The 17,267-nt window shown below is 65.5% G+C and carries 15 protein-coding genes; 12 read left to right on the forward strand and 3 right to left on the reverse strand.

Annotated elements, in window-relative coordinates; translation table 11 throughout:
* Positions 1–1,513 precede the first annotated feature (1,513 nt).
* A complete protein-coding gene (locus tag AC3WRI_RS15215; RefSeq protein ID WP_011616296.1) occupies positions 1,514–2,608 on the forward strand; it encodes a replication protein RepA in 1,095 nt (364 codons plus the stop codon).
* 201 nt (positions 2,609–2,809) lie between these two features.
* Here the strand turns inward: AC3WRI_RS15215 and AC3WRI_RS15220 are convergent, their stop codons facing one another.
* Positions 2,810–3,013, reverse strand: coding sequence for a cold-shock protein (locus AC3WRI_RS15220; protein WP_006159056.1), 204 nt, complete (start codon positions 3,011–3,013; stop codon positions 2,810–2,812).
* Between the two features lie 377 nt (positions 3,014–3,390).
* On the opposite strand from AC3WRI_RS15220, the gene AC3WRI_RS15225 reads away from it, so the two are divergent.
* Both AC3WRI_RS15225 and AC3WRI_RS15230 read left to right on the forward strand, forming a co-directional pair.
* The gene (locus tag AC3WRI_RS15225; protein WP_010811147.1) at positions 3,391–4,050 is read left to right on the forward strand and encodes an AAA family ATPase; all 660 of its coding nucleotides are present in this window, start codon (positions 3,391–3,393) and stop codon (positions 4,048–4,050) included.
* Between the two features lie 2 nt (positions 4,051–4,052).
* The gene (locus tag AC3WRI_RS15230) at positions 4,053–5,066 is read left to right on the forward strand and encodes a ParB/RepB/Spo0J family partition protein (RefSeq protein ID WP_010811146.1); all 1,014 of its coding nucleotides are present in this window, start codon (positions 4,053–4,055) and stop codon (positions 5,064–5,066) included.
* Positions 5,067–5,117: 51 nt separating this feature from the next.
* Here the strand turns inward: AC3WRI_RS15230 and AC3WRI_RS15235 are convergent, their stop codons facing one another.
* Positions 5,118–6,701 carry a phage integrase family protein gene (locus AC3WRI_RS15235; protein WP_041687889.1) on the reverse strand — a complete coding sequence of 528 codons (1,584 nt, stop codon included), beginning with the start codon at positions 6,699–6,701 and terminating at the stop codon, positions 5,118–5,120.
* 499 nt (positions 6,702–7,200) lie between these two features.
* On the opposite strand from AC3WRI_RS15235, the gene AC3WRI_RS15240 reads away from it, so the two are divergent.
* The 3 genes from AC3WRI_RS15240 to AC3WRI_RS15250 all read left to right on the forward strand — a co-directional run bounded on the left by AC3WRI_RS15240 (position 7,201) and on the right by AC3WRI_RS15250 (position 9,195).
* A complete protein-coding gene (locus AC3WRI_RS15240; RefSeq protein WP_010811144.1) occupies positions 7,201–8,061 on the forward strand; it encodes a helix-turn-helix transcriptional regulator in 861 nt (286 codons plus the stop codon).
* Positions 8,062–8,298: 237 nt separating this feature from the next.
* A complete protein-coding gene (locus AC3WRI_RS15245; protein ID WP_010811143.1) occupies positions 8,299–8,757 on the forward strand; it encodes a response regulator transcription factor in 459 nt (152 codons plus the stop codon).
* Positions 8,758–8,880: 123 nt separating this feature from the next.
* Positions 8,881–9,195 carry a hypothetical protein gene (locus tag AC3WRI_RS15250; protein WP_010811142.1) on the forward strand — a complete coding sequence of 105 codons (315 nt, stop codon included), beginning with the start codon at positions 8,881–8,883 and terminating at the stop codon, positions 9,193–9,195.
* Positions 9,196–9,217: 22 nt separating this feature from the next.
* Here AC3WRI_RS15250 and AC3WRI_RS15255 read toward each other — a convergent pair whose 3' ends face one another.
* Positions 9,218–9,601, reverse strand: a complete 384-nt coding sequence (locus AC3WRI_RS15255) for a hypothetical protein (RefSeq protein WP_136227837.1) — start codon at positions 9,599–9,601, stop codon at positions 9,218–9,220.
* A 161-nt stretch (positions 9,602–9,762) separates the two neighbouring features.
* On the opposite strand from AC3WRI_RS15255, the gene AC3WRI_RS15260 reads away from it, so the two are divergent.
* The 6 genes from AC3WRI_RS15260 to AC3WRI_RS15285 all read left to right on the forward strand — a co-directional run bounded on the left by AC3WRI_RS15260 (position 9,763) and on the right by AC3WRI_RS15285 (position 17,146).
* On the forward strand, positions 9,763–10,746 hold the full coding sequence (locus AC3WRI_RS15260) for a DUF1839 family protein (RefSeq protein WP_011616301.1): 984 nt from the start codon (positions 9,763–9,765) through the stop codon (positions 10,744–10,746).
* Between the two features lie 509 nt (positions 10,747–11,255).
* A complete protein-coding gene (locus tag AC3WRI_RS15265; protein ID WP_010811139.1) occupies positions 11,256–11,978 on the forward strand; it encodes a Crp/Fnr family transcriptional regulator in 723 nt (240 codons plus the stop codon).
* A gap of 78 nt (positions 11,979–12,056) precedes the next feature.
* Positions 12,057–14,510 carry a polysaccharide biosynthesis tyrosine autokinase gene (locus AC3WRI_RS15270; protein WP_492293489.1) on the forward strand — a complete coding sequence of 818 codons (2,454 nt, stop codon included), beginning with the start codon at positions 12,057–12,059 and terminating at the stop codon, positions 14,508–14,510.
* Positions 14,511–14,683: 173 nt separating this feature from the next.
* Complete coding sequence (locus AC3WRI_RS15275; protein WP_010811137.1) at positions 14,684–14,935, forward strand: acyl carrier protein; 252 nt, start codon at positions 14,684–14,686, stop codon at positions 14,933–14,935.
* On the forward strand, positions 14,932–16,131 hold the full coding sequence (locus AC3WRI_RS15280; protein ID WP_010811136.1) for an acyl-CoA dehydrogenase family protein: 1,200 nt from the start codon (positions 14,932–14,934) through the stop codon (positions 16,129–16,131). Before AC3WRI_RS15275 ends, AC3WRI_RS15280 begins: the two co-directional genes overlap by 4 nt.
* 10 nt (positions 16,132–16,141) lie before the next feature.
* On the forward strand, positions 16,142–17,146 hold the full coding sequence (locus AC3WRI_RS15285; RefSeq protein WP_010811135.1) for an amino acid--[acyl-carrier-protein] ligase: 1,005 nt from the start codon (positions 16,142–16,144) through the stop codon (positions 17,144–17,146).
* The last annotated feature ends 121 nt before the right edge of the window (positions 17,147–17,267 follow it).

Here is a 17,267-nt window from a genome sequence, read left to right on the forward strand (position 1 = left end):
GCCCCGGTCATGCAGACCGCCAGGCGCTCCGCTCCAGCCCCCGCATGCCCATGCCGCCGCCAGCCGGCACGCCTGGCCTTGCGCGGCGCACTTTCCCGCTCACCATCCAGCCTTGCGCTCCACGCAGAATCGGGTACGCCTGCTGCACCGCACGAGGTCAGGCACGGCCCGTGAGCCTCGCAGAAATGGGTACGGTCTGTCCTGGCAGGCCTGCTTGCGCTGGGCAGCGGGTACGCAGAAACAGGTACGCCCTGCGGCACTTTGGTCTTTCCAGGAGCCTTCTGGCACGCAGAAGCGGGTACGCCCAAAAATTTTTTTTCGAATTCGATTCGGCCGATGGCAGCGGTTCTCCGGCCCGCATTCCTCCTACATATCCACAAAGCCGGGCCAGGCCGACGACGCAGAAACGGGTACGGCTAATGTTGCAACGCAATAACCATCGGAAGCCCTGAGGCTGCCGGCACCCCACGCAGAAACAGGTACGCCCACGGGCACAGGCGCACCACTCGACGCCACGCAGAAACGGGTACGCCAACGACATGCAAGGCGGTTGGCTACCCGGCTGAGCTTTGGCATCCATGATCTGTCTGCGCAGAAACAGGTACGGCGCGTAGCGCCGCGAGTTTCCCGCGTATACGTTGAGTGTGAGTGCTAGCTTTTTCTGCAACTCTCATGTAGAATGGAAACTTGGTGAAAGTTCCGTCAGAACAGCACCATAGGTCTGCGCAGAAACGGGTACGCATGACCCGGAAGAGCCCGGCAGGAGGTACGCAGAAACGGGTACGCTTCGCGGCGCACCAGGGTGCCAGGGTCGGCACGCAGAAATGGGTACGCCGCAGAAACAGGTACGCTGGGGCAGCACGGCAGCGGCCTTTCAGGCCAGCGCAGAAACGGGTACGGTTTCAGGTCTCGGAACGCAGAAACGGGTACGCCTGACGTGCAAAGCGCCCGTCAGCAGCCCGGCAAGTGAACCAGTTTCTGCGGGGATAACCGGGCTCTGGCCGTACTTTCTGCGGGAAAGAGGCACTGGAACCCTCGCAAGCCGCGTATACCCGGCGCTCGCTCGCAGAAACGGGTACGGTTTGAGGAGTGGCCGCTGTGGAAAAGGCTGTGGAACCTGCAAGTTATCCCCGCAGAAACCAGTTCGCCCCACCCGCAGATACAGGTTCGGCTTGCCGCAGATACGGGTTCGGCCCTTCGCAGAATCGAGTACGGTTGCCCGCAGAATCGGGTTCGGTGGGGTTGGTTTTTCCCTTACGAATCAAGGCGCTGAACTTCACGTATACGGTTTACAAGTAGTTAACCCGTATCGGTATCGTTTACTGGTAGTGGATGGCTGGCGAACCGTGGACAACCCTGACGGGTTGCCCACCGTCCACCACCATGCGACCAGTCGTGAGATTCCCAGCCGGCAGAAAACAGGGCGAGCAAGGCAAGGGCTTTGCGTACCTGTTTCTGCGTGACAACCTTTGCGGCTTCGAGTACAAAGGCGGGTAATCCGAAGCACGCCAATATGCCCATCAAACGCTCCCCGGCCACCACGGGGGATCGAAGCGTCCTCGACCTGGACGCCGAACCCTCCCGCATCATTGTTCCCGGCAACGAGAACAACCTGGTTCCGTCCGAGAAATTCCAGCGTCTGTTCGACGAAGCGCAGGCCATGGAGCGTGAAGACGCCTGGCAAAGCGGTGAAGTCGGCTTCCTGAGCCGCGCCAGCGTCCAGGTAACGCTGCCCTACCGCGCGCCCAAGGGCGCGCCGCCGGTATGGACCCGCACCAGCGGCAATATCTCGCTGATGATCCAGCCTGGCTACTTCACGCAGCAACGTTCCGAACGTGCCACCAACGGCCGCCAGAAGCTGGTGTCCGAGACCGTCTCGCTGGGTTACCCCTATGGCTCCTATCCGCGGCTGATGCTGGCCTGGATCGGCAAGGAGATCATGGCGAAGAAAAAGCGCGGTGAATTCACCGGCACGGTAGAGGACCGGCGCATTTCGCTGGGCAATTCGCTGTCCGAGTTCATGTACAACCTCGGCATTCCGATGGCCACCGGCGGCAAGCGCGGCACGATGACGCTGGTACGCCAGCAGATGATCCGCCTGTTCTCGGCGACCATCGCCATCGTGCAAAACAAGTCCACGCCGAGCCAGAACCAGAACCCCAACCACGAGCCACTGTCGATCGATCGGGTGGGCTACCTGCTGGCCGATCAACTGTCGACCTGGTGGGACCCCATGCAGCCTGGTCAGGGGTCCATGTTCGAGAGCTTCGTGGTGCTGTCCGAGCCGTTCTTCAACGAACTGGTCAACCGCCCCGTACCGGTCGACATGCGCGCGCTCAAGGCGCTGAAACAGTCGCCGTTCGCGCTGGACGTGTATTCGTGGCTGACCTACCGCTTCTTCACCATCCAGCGCCGCACGGAAATCCCGTGGGAGGCGCTGCAGATGCAGTTCGGCACCGAGACCGAAAGCGAGCGCAAGTTCCGTGCGCTGTTCCGCAAGGCCCTGAAGGATGTGCTGGTGGTGTATCCCGGTGCCAAGGTCGATGCGGATTCGTCCAAGGCGCTGATCCTGCAGCCTTCCCGGACCAGCGTGCGCAAGCTGGGCTGATTTGCCAGCTTCCCGCCCGGGGAGATCCGCGCACGCCGTTGCACGTGCTCTCGGGACGGCATCAGCAGGTCCGGGCGCGCCGGAACTGAGGCCGGACACCATGTCTGGCCCCGAATGCAAAAAAGGCAAGCGTTGAACGCTTGCCTTTTTTGTTTGCCCGCCGCGGACGGATCCGCAACGGGCGGGGTCAGCCGAGGCTGGTCAGGCCGGCTTGATTGCCGAAGCTTGCAGGCCCTTCGGGCCTTGCTTGACTTCAAACGTCACGCGCTGCCCATCCTTCAGGGTCTTGAAGCCCGAGCCCTGGATTTCCGAGAAGTGCGCGAACAGGTCTGCACCACCGTCGTCCGGGGTAATGAAGCCAAAGCCCTTGGTCTCGTTGAACCACTTGACCGTACCGGTTGCCATAGGAATTTCCTTTTCGAAGCAAGTTCTTGTACACAACGCAAACAACCGTTCAAGCACGTTGAGTTCTCGTAGATACCGAACGGAAGCCGACGAGGTTGACACGACTTGACTCGACTGTAGCGCGCATCATAACCACTTTGGATTGCGGTGTCATGTGCGGCGTAATGCGCACTATAGATACTTTAGGCACATCTCGGGCTGTTTTTCAAGCAATTTTACGGTACGGCTCGTTTCCGGCTGCCAAATGGCGGCCTCTGCTCTCTGCATCGGCAACATATATTTTGTAAATTTGGAAAACGGTTGAAGCATCACGTGCTTTTGGCTACAGTTGCGCCTTAAGAATCAACCGCGCTTTCAGCGCTGAAAGAGAGGTCGCAGTGCCAGCCAAAATCATCACAGTCTTTAACCAGAAAGGCGGTTGCGGCAAGACTACGGTCAGCATGCACCTTGCTGGGACGCTTGGCCTGCGCGGCGCGCGCTCGATGCTGGTCGACATGGACGAGCAAGGCACCGCCACTCGCTGGGCGGCGCAGGCCAGCGACGAGCGGCCGTTCCCGGCTTCCGTGATTGGCCTGGCGCCCTCGGGCGGCGCCATGCACCGCGAGGTCCGCAAATTTGTCCAGGATTATGACTACATCGTCGTGGATTGCCCGCCGGCGGTGCATTCGGCAGCGCCCTCGAGCGCGCTGCTGATTTCGGACCTTGCCATTATTCCGGTGGTGCCTTCGCCGCCGGATCTGTGGGCGGCGGTAGCGGCCAAGACGCTGGCGCAGCACGCCCAAGTCCAGAATGAGTCCTTGCTGATCCGTGTGATGGCCAATATGGTCCAGCGCCGCGTCTCGATCGCGCGCCAGGCCATTGAAATCCTTGGCGACGACGGCGACGTACCGCTTTTGAATTCGATGATCGGGTCGCGCTCGGCATTCCGGGAATGCCAGGCGATCGGCTGCACCGTGCACGGCGTTGCCGGCGCACGCGAGGCGGTGCAGGAGGTCGACATGATGGTCGACGAAATACTGTCTTTGATTGAGCACTAGGTATGGCTACCAAACTGAAGAGCCTCAAGGCTGGCATGCTGGCCGGCATGGCGGCCGAAAAGACCCGCAACGATACGCTGGACCGCTTCGCTCGCGCGGAAGCGGCCATTTCCCAGCATCCGAATGGATTGCTGCAGGGCAGGGGAGCCGATGGCGCGCCCGTTTTCAGCGCTGAAAGTCTTGGCGAAGCCGCCGCGGGCCGGCAGCTGATCAGGATTCCGCTGGAGCAACTGCACGACAATCCTCTCAACGCGCGGCGCCTCTACGATCCCGCCGTGGTGCAGGAGCGGGCGGCATCCATTGCCACGCACGGCCAGAAGACCCCCGGCCTGGCCGCGCCCGATCCGGCGCGCCCCGGCCATTACATCCTGATCGACGGTCATTACCGCAAGCGAGCTCTGGCGTCTGCCGGCAAGCTCGAGATGGAATGTTTTGTCGAAAACGACCTGAGCGACCTGGACTTCTACCGGCTGTCGTTCATGCTCAACGAGCAGCGCTCGGACCAGTCAGCGCTGGACAATGCGATCGCCTGGCGCCAGTTGCTGGACGAAGGCAAGGTCCAGAAGGAAGAGGAAATCTGCGAGCTGACCGGCATGTCGGCCGGCACCGTGAACAAGACGCTGGCGCTGCTGCGCCTGCCCGAGTCCGTGCTGGGCGTGATGCGCGAGCGCCCGAGCGCGATCGGCATCGCCGCGGGCTATGAGCTGACGCTGTACTGCAAGCTGGCGGGCGAGGAGCGCACGCGCGAACTGGCGGCGCGCATCATCAATGACGGCCTGTCGAGCCGCGAGGTTGAAGCCATCCGCAAGCACGCGCAGGAAGGCAAGGCGCGCAAGGTCAAGGAAATCAGCCGGCAATACAAGATCCGGACCGACAGCGGCCAGTTGCTGGGCACCATCAAGGAATGGGACTCGGGACGCGTGATGCTGGACGTGCAGCTGAGCGACCGCAGTGCCCGCGAGGCGCTGGTCGAGGCCCTGAAGGCCCGCTTCGGGCTGGACAACACGCTGCTCTGAGCCGGGCAGGCAAGCCATGGCGCCGCTGCGGCAGCATTGCCGCCGCAGCGCTCAAGCCAGCAGGTCGCGCGGCGAGCGCGCGCCAAACTCCGGATCACAGGTCTTGCGGTAGCGCTCAAGCATGCTGGACAGCAGGGCATGCAGGCCACGCACCGAGTAGCCGGCCAGCGGCAATGCCGCCAGCTTGCGCTGCGCGCGCCGGGTCGGCGGCGCGGCCGGTGGACCGATCAGCGAGGCGTCTTCTGTGCCCGCACCGTCCCACTGGAGGTTGCGGTCACGCCAATGCCGGGCCAGCGCGTGCTGCGTGGCCAGGCCAAAGCCGGGCGTTCCGTCTGGCACAATGCTTTCCACACCGTCTTCCGGAACCCGCGCAGGCTGCTGCATCGGCGCCAGCGAACGCCGCGTGACCGAGGTCAGCCGGTCCAGGCTGAGCCGGTGTTCCCGCAACAGCAGGATTGCCGCATGGGCGGTCCGGTAGCGCTGGCCATCGTCGTCGCCGCCCCGGTGTTCCAGCCATGACAGGAAGGGAGCCAGGCTGGCCTCGGGAACCTGCAAGGTGTCCGGCCGCGCCGCCTCCGTTGCCGCCGAGGCATCGGTGCCGTCCGGGATCCGGGCTGGCCAGAGCGCTGTGACCGGGTAGCCGTTGGCATGCATCCAGCGGAACAGGGCGGCCAGCACCCGCATGCTATGCCGCACGCTTGCCGGACTGAGCGGGCCGGTGAACGGACGCCAGCCGGCCAGGTGGCGCGGTGCCCGCGGTCCGCACCAGCGGCTGCCCGGTTCGGGCTGCGCCAGGAAGCCCAGGTAGGCCCGGCGGTCGTCCAGATCGAGCTGCGACAGGCCCTTGCGCCGCTCCAGTGCTGCCCATAGCAGCAAGCGCTCCGCCTCCTTGCGGTAGGCCGAGAACGTGCTGCCGCTGTCGCCGGCGGCATCGCGCAGCCAGGCCTGGACGACGTCGAGGCCCTGACTGTACGGGCAGCTGGCGTCAGCGGCTAACGCGGGCGACGCGGTCATCCATTCCAGCGGCAACGGCTGGCGCATCCCTGGTCCCAGCCTGCCTCGCTCGAGCAGAGTCCGGTTGCCGACGTGCGCGCCCAGCAGCGGCTTGCCGTCCGGGTCCCGGAAGGCAGCACGGTTCTCGCTGAGCCAGCGGTTGACGGCCGCGCCGGCAAGCGCGCCAATGCGCGGGACGGCCCGCCACCAGGCGCTGCCGCGTCGGTTTGCAAGCTCAAAAAGAGAATTAAGGGTCACAATTTCAGCCTTGCGCAAGCGTCGCGCCAAGGCTGGTGCAAACCACAACTCCACGCCGTGCTGGGGGCGCGGCGCCGCCGTACCCAACCGTTCGAGCTCAGCCAGCGCGTCGACGCGGCGATCCATGCCGCGGTTGGAGCGGCCAGGGCCGGCCAGCAGCAGTTCGGCCAGGTCCGCCCGTCCGTGCAGGTGCGCGAGCTGGACCATCCGGTCGCGCAGGGCAAGCAGGATCCGCAGCGCAGACTCGGCCCCGGCTTCGTCGTCATCGGCTTCGTCGGCCAGGTAGCGGGGCACCACCATGGCCGCCGGCATGCCCTGCACATAGGCGCGTACCGCCGCAAATTCGCTGCGGGTGAGGCTGACCATCATCATTCCAGGAATCATCGGCAGGTATGCGCTGAATGGCTAACTTCTTGATTTATAAGGCACTTGAAGCGAGCGAGAATTCATCCGGCCCGAAATGCATAGATAAATACAATGCCGATAATTTTATGCGCGTTTTCACTGGAAAGTCATCCCCGCTGCCCTTGTGGCATCCGTATGCTGGTGTCAGGCAGTGCTCGGGGAAAACCCGCCGCAGCGCACCATCACCTTGCATTCGACCTACGCGTTTCATATGCTGCAGGTCAGGAGTTATAAATACTTAGATCAGACTTCAGTCGCATCTAAGACTCTTTCTACATAAGCGTCTTAACACGCAAAACGGGGCGATCCGGTATCTCCACGGGAAGGACGGACCTGCAGCCTGACGGGAAGGCTGCCGGGCGGTCTGGAGCGATGGCGGATCGTATGGAAGTGCAACCGCAAGATAGCGGAGCATTTCCGACAAGCAAGCGCGGATTGTCGCAGGGTCCGAACTTGCCGCAATAATAAGAGAGCGGCCATGGCCACCATCCTCTTGATCGAGCCTCACCCCCTCCTGCGCCTGGGTCTGCGCCATCTGCTGGCCCAAGCACATATTCCTGGTGACCTGATCGATATCGATCCCCTCGCCCCAGTCGATTCAGATTTGTGGCTGTACGATGCCGACCTGCTGATCTATGGCCTGCCAGCCGATCACGCCGGCGGCTGGGCCATGCTGGAGGAACTGTGCCAGCGGCTACGCCCGCAGCGCGTGCTGGTCCTCAGCGATCAGGCGGCCCCATCGCTGCCGGATGCAGGCTTGCCTGACCCGGTGCGCGGCTGCGTGGCCAAGAGCTGCAGTGCGGATGCGCTCGATGCCGCGGTGCGCCTGGTGCTGGCCGGCGGCGAGTGCTTCCCGGCGCGTGCCCAAGGCAGCCACCATGCCTGGCAATCGGAACTCGATGCCGGCCATACCCCGGTGGCAAGCAGCGCAGGGCAGGGCGAGGCCCGGGTCGTGGCGCTGCGCGCAGGCATCGGCGAGGCCGTGCTCGAGCATGCGGTGCCCGCGCCCCAGCGCCATTTCCAGGCGCACGCGACGTACCACGAAACCCCGTCGGCCGGCGCGCACCTGCTGAACATCACCGAACGCCAGTACGAAGTGCTGGCGCTGCTGGCTCGGGGCTATCCCATCAAGACGGTCAGCCGCATGCTGAATATCTCGGTGGCCACCGCGAAGACGCATGCCTGCACGCTGTACCAGCGCCTGCACGTACGCAACAAGGGCGAAGCCGTCTACGTTGCCCTGCAGAAGGGTGCCACGCTCAACTGGGCCGGGCCCGCCACGCCCGTCAATCCGGTGACCCGGGTGCCGGCACCTGATCCCACCTGCCAGGCTGCGTGACGGGTGGCGGCGCGGCGTTCACGGGTCGCGCCTCATCCTTCTGGCGTGCGGCTCTCGGCCAAAAGCATGAGGCAATGGCAGCGGCGGCTTGCTACCTTGTGATGAAAGGCATCTGCAGACACTTTTTCCGGCGGCTGGCGCTGCCCTGATGCCCTGCAAGGCGGGCCGCCCCGCGGCCCGGATCCCGACCCGGTGGCAAGCGCATCTGCGGCCCGGGCCAGCTGCCAGACCGAGTCAATGCCGACCTATCTCATCGCCAGCAATGAAATGATGTGCCGTGTCCTGGCGCGTCGCCTGAACGCACTGGACGTGCCGCAGCCGATCACGTGGCGCACGCCGCAGTGGCTGCATGAATCGGCGCGCGCATCGACGCAGGCTTCGTCATCGGAGCCATCGCCGGACCCGGCCGATATCGCGCTGATCGATTGCAGCGCACTGGAGGGCGACCCGCGTGCGTTGCTGGACCAGCTGCAGGCACGCCTGGCGCCACGGCGCTGGCTGGTGCTGTCCGATCGCCTCGATGCCTCGCTGATGCTGCATGCCGCGCTGCTCGGTGCCAGCGGGTGTCTCGCGCTGCCGGCACCGGTTGAACTGGTCTGCGCCGCCACCGCGCTGGTGTGGGCCGGCGGCCAGTGCTTTCCGCGCATGGCGCTGTCACTGACGGGCGCCAACGGGGCCACCGCCTCCCTCCTTTGAGCGAGCAGACCTACATCCACCGTAGGAGTGCGCATCGCACCTGATTGCCTATGCTTGATTCGCCCGGAGGCAGAAGCCAGCCCAGTTTGCAGGCAGGCCGCCCTGGGGAAGTAAGGGGGTCATATGGAGGCCGGACTGGAATTCCTCGTCGTTCGCGGCTTTGCTGTGCGCGAAGGCAGAGGCAAGTGGGCGTGCTGCTTCGAGATCAGGCTGGCTGCCAGCCTTGACCATGGTTGCCACGCGGGTGCCAACGAGGGCAGCGATGAGCCGCTGCTCTATCGCGGTGAACTGCACGGGCGTCAGTTTGACTGCGAGCTGGCCGCCGCCGACGCGGCCCGCGCGGCCGGCGAGCGCGAAGCGCGGCTGCGTGTGGAAAGCCTGAGGGCGCTGATCATTGCTCAGCATCGGCATCGCGTGCCGCCACCACTCGTGGCCTGAACCAGCAGGCATCCAGCGAGAATCAGGCACAGTGGCACCCGGCGGCCTCGCCGGGTGCCACTGTGCCTTTGTCATTCTCTTCGTCGTCGCGCAGCTTGCCAAAATGAAAATCGCCCAGTTGGGGCGATTTCATGGCAAGGTATTTGCGGAACAGGACACCAGCCGGCGAGCCAAAAAAGAAGCCCGCCGACCGGGGGACCATGCGGGCTTTGAAGGCGTGCGGGCCATACTGCCCGCCCACACGTCTCCTTGACGATAACCAATCAGTTCGCAGTCCTCCATCAACCAGAAGCACCATGCGCGCATATTTGCGGCTGAGTGCCCCCCTGAACCGCCTGAACCCTTTGCGGGTTTGTGCGCCGTCCAACAGACTGGCCAGAACCGCGCGCGCCAAGATCGCCATCATGGCCAATGGCAGCAAGTATCTGGCTCGGGTTCAGGGGGAGACGGAAAAATGACTGGTGTCAGCGCTCGGCCTGCCGTATCGCTCGTCAGGCACGCGCGCGGGCCCGGCATGGGCCGTCCGTACCCGCTCATGAAGCGGCATGGCAGGCGCGGAGGTCACTAGTGCACGGCGACACCAGGATGCGTGGACGGGGCGGACCAGGATTGCGCGGCGGCAATCCGGTGTGGTCGCACGTCAACTGCCATATCGACCTTTGGATCGAGCTGCTGCACGGGCTGGACCTGCCGCCGGTCGCGGCACTGGCCTGCGCGGTGCGGCAGGACTTCGAGGCCGACCACTTCACGCAGTGCCGCTTTCCGGATGCCGACCTGGAGCGGCTGTACGGCCTCACCGTGCACGCCCTGACGTTCTACGACTCGCTCGAGTCGCACGTTGCGGCACAGACCTCGCGCGGCCATATCGTCGTGATGGAGCTGGACAGCAGCCAGCTGCCGCCACCCCGCGGCGCCGGCTACCTGCGCCATTGCATGCCCACCTGCATTGCCATCGATGTGTTGATCCCCGAAGCCGGCGCAGTCGGCTACTACCACTCCGACGGCTACCACACCGCGACCGGCGAGGACTACGCCGCCATCATTCGCCTGGCACCGGGCGTGCGCAGTGCCGACGCGCTGCCCTTCATGCACGCCGATGTGGTCCGCCGCAACGGACATCCGCACGCTGCCGAGACGCTGCTCGAGGCCTCGCTGGCATTGCTGCGCTTTCACCTGGGCAACCGTCCGCGCGAGAACCCCGTCACAATGTTTCGCGCGGTATTTCCCCAGCATCTCGAGCGGCTGATGGCGCGCGGGGAACCGGGCTTTCACCACTACGCGTCGGGCGTGCTGCGCCAGCTCGGCGCCAATTTCGAGCTGCTGGCGCGCTACCTGCGCTGGCTGGTGATGCACGGGCAGGAGGTGCCCGAGAAGGCGGCACAAGCCTGCTACACCATGGCCTCGGAGGCGATGGTGATGCAGTTCCGCCTGATGCGCGCGGTCATCAGCCGCAAGCCGGACCGTTGCGAAGACTGCCTGGACCAGCTCGAAGCCTCATACCTGGCCAGCGTGCCGTTGCTGGCCGCGCATTTCGGCGAGTTCAAGCCATGAGTCGGCAGATCCTGCCTGCAGCGGGCAACACTTGGCTGGTGTGCCGCCTCCGGCGTCTGGCACAGAACCGGTTCGATCCGGCGCCGGGGGCAACCCGGTGCATCCGCCTTTTGCACGATATCCCGGGTCTCATGCCGACAGCGGAGGGCATGCCATGCATCCAGCCTTGCGTGCCTGCCGTGACTGACTAGCCCGTAACAGCTTCCATCTGCCGTGCCGCCTCGCCTCGTATGGCGGCGGCGGACATCGCAGCCGCCGCGGCGCATGGCGCCCTTGTCAGCGCCCGCTTCACTCTCGCCTTTCCGTCCAACCTCCCGATGGATGACCGTTCCCCAGCCGTTCGCCTACTGTCGGAGCGCGCTGCCATGACGCTAAATAGAGGCACTGGCTTGCAAAGAGCGCCGCACCTGGGTCGGCGGCGCAGCCAGCCGGTTCTCGGAAAGCAGTCGTGCCGAGCCAGGCCGGCAGAGCGTTGTTCCCGGACTCGGGATTGGACAGGGGGTACGAAAATGATTACGCATCGATCGGATCTGCATGTCAATCACCTGCTCAGCGCGCTGCCGCGCGGCGAGTGGGAGACGCTGGCGCAGCACTTCGAGCTGGTCCGTCTGCGCGCCGGCGAACTCCTGACTGATTCCGGCCAGCGCATCGTCCATGTCTATTTCCCGACCACCGCGGTGGTATCGCTGCTGTCGCTGCTGGAGGACGGCGCGACGGTCGAGATCGCCGCGGTCGGAAACGAAGGGCTGGTCGGCATCCCGGTGGTCACCGGCGGCGACACCATGCCCAGCCGGGTGGAAGTGCGCAGCCCCGGAATGGCCTATCGCATTCCCGCGCGCCTGCTGCGCGGCGACCTGCCGCGCCTGCCCACGCTGCAGCGCGTGACGCTGCTGTACGTGCAGGCCATGCTCACGCAGATCGCACAGACCGCGGCCTGCAACCGCCACCACTCCCTGAACAAGCAACTGTGCCGCTGGCTGCTGCTGGCCATCGACCGGCTCAGCTCCAACGAGCTGGTGATTACCCAGCAGGTCATCGCCAACATGCTCGGCGTGCGCCGCGAAGGCGTGACCGAAGCGGCCGGCAAGCTGGAAGACCTGGGCCTGATCCACCACAGCCGCGGCCATATCACCGTGCTTGACCGCTGCGGGCTGGAGAAGCATTCGTGCGAGTGCTACAAGCTGGTCAAGCGCGAGTATGACCGCCTGCTGCCCGCGCTGGCCAGCGCCTGAGCGGCACGCTTCGGCGCGTGTGGCCTGCGAAGCGCGGCGTGTATACGCCGCGCCGATCCCATTTGAGGAGCTGTAGTCGTGAGCAGACTGTCATATGCCGGTGGCCCGGCTGAGAGCGCCACCCCGCGCCGTGAGGCCCAGCCGGGCGTCACGCAGGCGCGCGCGCTGATGGACCACCTCGGCTGGATTGCCGCGGCTGGCGTGGCCGGTGCGGCCGCAGGCTTGCTGGTGGCGCTGTCGGCGCCGCCGCAGTATCGCGCGCAGGCGCTGGTGCAGGTTGAGGGGCGCGATGGCGGCATGCGCAGCGTCGCCCAGATGCAGGGCCCGGCGGCCTTCGACGCAGGCCTGCTCAAGAGCCGCGCCGTGGTCGGTCCGGTGGTGGAGCGGCTGCGGCTCGATATCACCGCGCAGCCGCTGCGTGCGCCGCTGCTGGGCGCGCTGGTCCAGCGCTTTTCCACACCCGGCCAGCCGCGCGGCACCTGGCCTGCCAGCCTGGGCTATGCCTGGGGCGGCGAGCGTCTGGTAATCGCCAGCATGACCGTGCCCGAGGCGCTGGTAGACCAGCCACTCACCTTCGAGGTGCGCAGCGACGGCCGCTACCGCCTGATGCAGCAGGACACCTTGCTGCTGGAAGGGCGGGCCGGCGAGACTGCGATGGCCAACGGCATTGTGCTGCGCGTGGACAAGATCGAGGCCGGGCCCGGTACGCGCTTCCAGCTCACGCGGCACGACCTGGCCCGCACCGCCGAGTCCGTGCGCCGCGGGCTCACGGTGGAAAGCGAACGCAGTGAAACCCCGGCGAGCCTGGGCGGCGCGGCCGACCCCCTGACCGCGCCGGGCGGCACCGTGCGCGTGAGCTGGCAATACCCGGACCGCCAGCTTGCCGCCCAACTCGTCAACGGGGTCACGCGCGCCTATATCGACGGCCAGACCGACAAGCGCCGCCAGGACGCGGCCGGCACGCTCGCGTTCCTCTCGGGCGAGCTGCCGCGCGTGCAGAGCGAACTCACGCGCGCCGAAGAGGCGCTCACGCGCTACCGCGCGCGCACGGGTTCGCTGCAGCCCAGCCGCGACGCGCAGTCGTTCCTCAGCAACAGCATGGAGTACCAGCGCCAGATCGCAGCGCTCAAGCTTGAGCGCACGCGGCTGCTCCAGCGCTTCACGCCCGAGGCCAACGAGGTCCGCACCGTCGACAGCCAGATCCAGCAGATGACTCGCGAGCGCGCGGAGATCGACGCGCGTATGCAGACCCTGTCGGCCTCCGAGCGCGAATCGGTGGCGCTCACGCGTGACGTCAAGGTGGCCGAGGACATGTACATGTCCTTGCGCAGCAAGGTCGAGCAGCTGTCGCTGATGCTGTCCGACAGCTCTACCCAGATGCGCGTGGTCGATGCCGCGATCGCGCCGGTCACACCGGTCGGTCTCGGCGCGTGGCCGTTCGCCTCCGCCGGCGCCTTGCTCGGCCTGTGCCTGGGCGTGGCCGCGATCAACCTGCGCCAGCGCATGCGCCCGTCGGTGGCCAGCGCCGCCGATGCGGAACAGCGCCTGGGCATGGCCATGCTGGGCGATATCGCCTTCAGCAACGAGCAGACCGAGCTGGAACGGCTGGTCGAAGCCAAGCGCCGCCTGGGCATCGCTTCCGGCTTTGTGCTGCCGCCCAATGTGCGCCTCGGCCGGCCGGAGTCTGTCACCAGCGTGATCGACGCCGCCACGGCCGCCGCGCCCGAGGACGAACGCGCGCGCGCCGAACGGCTGCTGCGCCAGGGCCTGCACGACCAGTTCCTGCACGACCAGTTCCTGCTGGCGCGGCGCGCCCCGCATTCGCTTGCCGTGGAAGGCCTGCGCACGCTGCGGGCGGCGCTGCATTTCGCGTTGCGCGATGCACCCAACTGCGTGGTTGCGGTGACCAGCCCCGCCGCCAGCGCCGGCAAGACCTTCGCCGCGGTTAACCTCGCGGTGCTGTTCGCCGAAGCCGGCCAGCGCGTGCTGCTGGTCGACGCCGACCTGCGCCGCGGCCGCGTGGCGGACTGGTTCGACCTGCCTGCCGAGCCCGGGCTGGCAGAAGTGCTCGCTGGCCGCAGCGCGATCGCCGAAGCGGTCAAGCCGAGCGTGGTCAATGGCCTGTTCCTGCTCAGCCGCGGCGCGGTGCCGGCCAATCCGTCCGAGCTGCTGATGCTGCCCGCGCTGGCGGAATCCCTGCGGCTGTGCGCGGGGCGCTTCGACCTGGTGCTGGTGGACACGCCGCCGGTGATGGCGGTGGCCGATGCCACGCTGGTGGCCAACTTGGCGGGTTCCACGCTGGTGGTGGTGCGCGCCGATGTCACGGCGACGGCGCAGGTCGATGAAACCCTCAAGCGCCTGGCGCACGCCAATGCCAGGCTGGCCGGTGGCATCCTCAACGGTGTCATGCCCCGGCGCAGCAACCGGGCGGACTTCAATACCATCAATCCTTATCTGGGGATGCCGTTGCCACGAGCGGTAGCGAAGCCTCCCGCATTGGCCGGTCAAGCCGATCGGGTAGGGAAAAACTGACGCATGCCAAAGCACGCCAGAAACCGCACCGCCATTTGTGTGGGTGTACCTGTTTCTGCGAGCGTTTGGCGGACGTTCTGAGCACACGCATTGGTGTGAAAACGCACTGATGCGCGTGCGACGTTCAGGCTCAATAGGTCACCAAGGCGTTGTACCTCAACCTGGAGCCCACCATGCGAGCAGCGATACGCACCATACTTTTGGAAGTGGCCCGACTTGACGTACCAGTTGAATCGCTGGACGACCAGGCCGATCTATACGAAGCGGGACTGTCATCACTGGCAACGGTGCAAGTCATGCTCGCGATCGAAAATACCTTCGGCATCGAGATACCTGACCGCATGCTGACTCGCCAGCTGTTCCGCAGCATCAGCACACTGGCTGCGGCGACCGAGCAGATCAAACAAGAGCAGGAGGCGGCATGAGCCCGGTCCTCGCCAGCGTCGAGCAGGCCTTTCCGCGCGCAGAGACTGCTGACGCCGCACACTTGCTGGCCGGAGCGCGCCTGGCCGCGGCAGAAGCAGCCAGGCATGCAGACCAGGTCGACGCCGATGCGTGTTTTCCGCACCAGGCGTTTGCAGTCTTGCGTGAGCAGAGGTTGCTGGGCGCCATGGTGCCGCCAGCCTGTGGCGGTGATGGCGCGTCGCTGGAAACGATCGCAGCGGTCTGCCGCGTGCTGGGCGGTGCCTGTGCCTCGACGGGAATGATCTACGCCATGCACCAGATACAGGTGGCATGCCTGGTCAATCATGCGAGCACCAGCTCGTGGCACGCGCAGCTATTGCAGCGCCTGGCCAGCGAACAATTGCTGCTGGCTTCGGCCACGTCCGAAGAGGCGATTGGCGGTGCCCTGCGCAGCAGCGGCTGCGCGGTCAACGCCGATGGCGGCAACCTGTACTTGCTCAAGATGGCTCCGACCATTTCCTATGGCGCCCATGCCGACGGGATCCTCGTCACGGCACGCCGCCATCCCGATGCCTCGCCATCGGACCAGGTCATGGTAAGCGTGCTCAAGCCAGACTACGTACTGGAAAGTCTCTCCACCTGGGATACCCTGGGCATGCGCGGCACCTGCAGCAATGGATTCCGGCTGGAAGCCCGCGGGCATACCGATCAGATCCTGCCCGTGTCGTTCGGCGAGATTGCCGACGTCACCATGACCCCCGTGTCGCACATCTTGTGGTCTGCCTTGTGGACCGGTATCGCCGCGGATGCGGTTCAGCGCGCCAAGGTGCTGTTCCAGGGCCAGGCGCGCGCCCGGCCTGGCACGCTTCCGCCCTCGGCTACGCGCGTGGCCGAAGCGGTTGCCATTATCCAGATGCTGGAGGGGCGGCTGGAACTGGCGTTGGCTCACCAACGCCAGCGTCATGCAAGCCAGAGTGTGTCGGCAATTTTCAACCTGGCGGCGGAAATGAACGGGCTCAAGACCAGCGTGTCGTCGCTGGCGCTCGAAGCGGTGCAAATCGCGATGCTGGTCTGCGGCATGGCGGGCTACAAGCATGGCACGCCGTTCAGCCTGGGACGCCACCTGCGGGATCTGTGGTCCGCCCCCTTGATGATCAACAACGATCGCATATTGACCAATACCGCCAATCTGCTACTGGCGGACCGGTCCGCCTGAGGAGCCGTCCATGGACGATACCAGCAACGCTTACGTGCCAGGCGACGACGCATCCGTTGCCCCGGGTGACCATTCTGCCATGGCCAGGCCGGCGCAGGATCCTGACACGGGCCGCCGTGCTTACCGGCAGGCGCTGATTGACGCCCGCGTGCTCTTTCCCTCGACGGTCGATGGCATTTATGGCCGTAGCGGACTGTTCGAGAGTATTGCCGACGGCTTGAACTACGCCGTCAGCAAACTGGGCGCCGACCAGGACGCGGAGGTGATGCGATTTCCTCCTGCCATGCCGCGCAAGGATTTCGAAGCGAGCGAGTATCTCAAGGGCTTTCCCCAACTGGCAGGGACGGTGCATTGCTTCTGTGGCGGCGATCGCGAACATCATCGACTCCTGGCGCGCCTGGAGCGCGGTGAGGAATGGGCCGATCAGCAGCAGCCCACCGATGTGGTGCTGGCGCCCGCGGCGTGCTATCCCGTCTACCCTGTGGTGGCCAGCCGCGGTCCGATGCCTCGGGAAGGGCTGGTGGTTGACGTGTTGACGTATTGCTTCCGTCATGAACCTTCGATCGACCCTGCACGCATGCAGATGTTCCGCCAGCGCGAATATGTCCGGCTCGGCACGGCCGAGCAGATCGTGGAATTCCGTCAACGTTGGATGGAACGTGGCACGCAACTGGCCAGCCTGCTTGGCTTGCCGCATGAGGTTGACGTGGCGAACGATCCGTTCTTTGGGCGTGGCGGCAAGATCGTGGCCGACAGCCAGCGCGAGCTCAAGCTGAAGTTCGAGTTGCTGGTGCCGATCAATGATGGCGCGCCGCCCACGGCTTGCATGAGTTTCAACTACCACATGGACCATTTCGCGCACGCATGGCCGTTGCGTACCGCGGACGGCGCGCCGGCGCACACCGGCTGCGTGGGCTTTGGCATCGAGCGCCTGACGCTGGCCTTGCTGCGTCACCACGGCTTCAAGCCGGCGAACTGGCCCCAGCGGGTGCGTGACGTGCTCGGAGGCATCTGAGACGGAGCGGCATTGAGACGTGAGCAGATGCCGCATCCATTCGGCCCATGCAGATGCAGTGCCGACCGATGCGCCTGGTGGTCCGCCCTGCATCGAACTTCTGCAGCCGCCCGGAGCAGCG

The organism is Cupriavidus sp. FW305-27, assembly GCF_058787995.1.

What these genes read in the sequence shown, in the direction of transcription:
- AC3WRI_RS15215 (WP_011616296.1), top strand. Translation starts at nt 1,514, where the DNA reads ATGCCCATCAAACGCTCCCCGGCCACCACGGGGGATCGAAGCGTCCTC.
- AC3WRI_RS15220 (WP_006159056.1), bottom strand. Translation starts at nt 3,013, where the DNA reads ATGGCAACCGGTACGGTCAAGTGGTTCAACGAGACCAAGGGCTTTGGC.
- AC3WRI_RS15230 (WP_010811146.1), top strand. Translation starts at nt 4,053, where the DNA reads ATGGCTACCAAACTGAAGAGCCTCAAGGCTGGCATGCTGGCCGGCATG.
- AC3WRI_RS15235 (WP_041687889.1), bottom strand. Translation starts at nt 6,701, where the DNA reads ATGATTCCTGGAATGATGATGGTCAGCCTCACCCGCAGCGAATTTGCG.
- AC3WRI_RS15240 (WP_010811144.1), top strand. Translation starts at nt 7,201, where the DNA reads ATGGCCACCATCCTCTTGATCGAGCCTCACCCCCTCCTGCGCCTGGGT.
- AC3WRI_RS15245 (WP_010811143.1), top strand. Translation starts at nt 8,299, where the DNA reads ATGCCGACCTATCTCATCGCCAGCAATGAAATGATGTGCCGTGTCCTG.
- AC3WRI_RS15250 (WP_010811142.1), top strand. Translation starts at nt 8,881, where the DNA reads ATGGAGGCCGGACTGGAATTCCTCGTCGTTCGCGGCTTTGCTGTGCGC.
- AC3WRI_RS15255 (WP_136227837.1), bottom strand. Translation starts at nt 9,601, where the DNA reads ATGATGGCGATCTTGGCGCGCGCGGTTCTGGCCAGTCTGTTGGACGGC.
- AC3WRI_RS15265 (WP_010811139.1), top strand. Translation starts at nt 11,256, where the DNA reads ATGATTACGCATCGATCGGATCTGCATGTCAATCACCTGCTCAGCGCG.
- AC3WRI_RS15275 (WP_010811137.1), top strand. Translation starts at nt 14,684, where the DNA reads ATGCGAGCAGCGATACGCACCATACTTTTGGAAGTGGCCCGACTTGAC.
- AC3WRI_RS15280 (WP_010811136.1), top strand. Translation starts at nt 14,932, where the DNA reads ATGAGCCCGGTCCTCGCCAGCGTCGAGCAGGCCTTTCCGCGCGCAGAG.
- AC3WRI_RS15285 (WP_010811135.1), top strand. Translation starts at nt 16,142, where the DNA reads ATGGACGATACCAGCAACGCTTACGTGCCAGGCGACGACGCATCCGTT.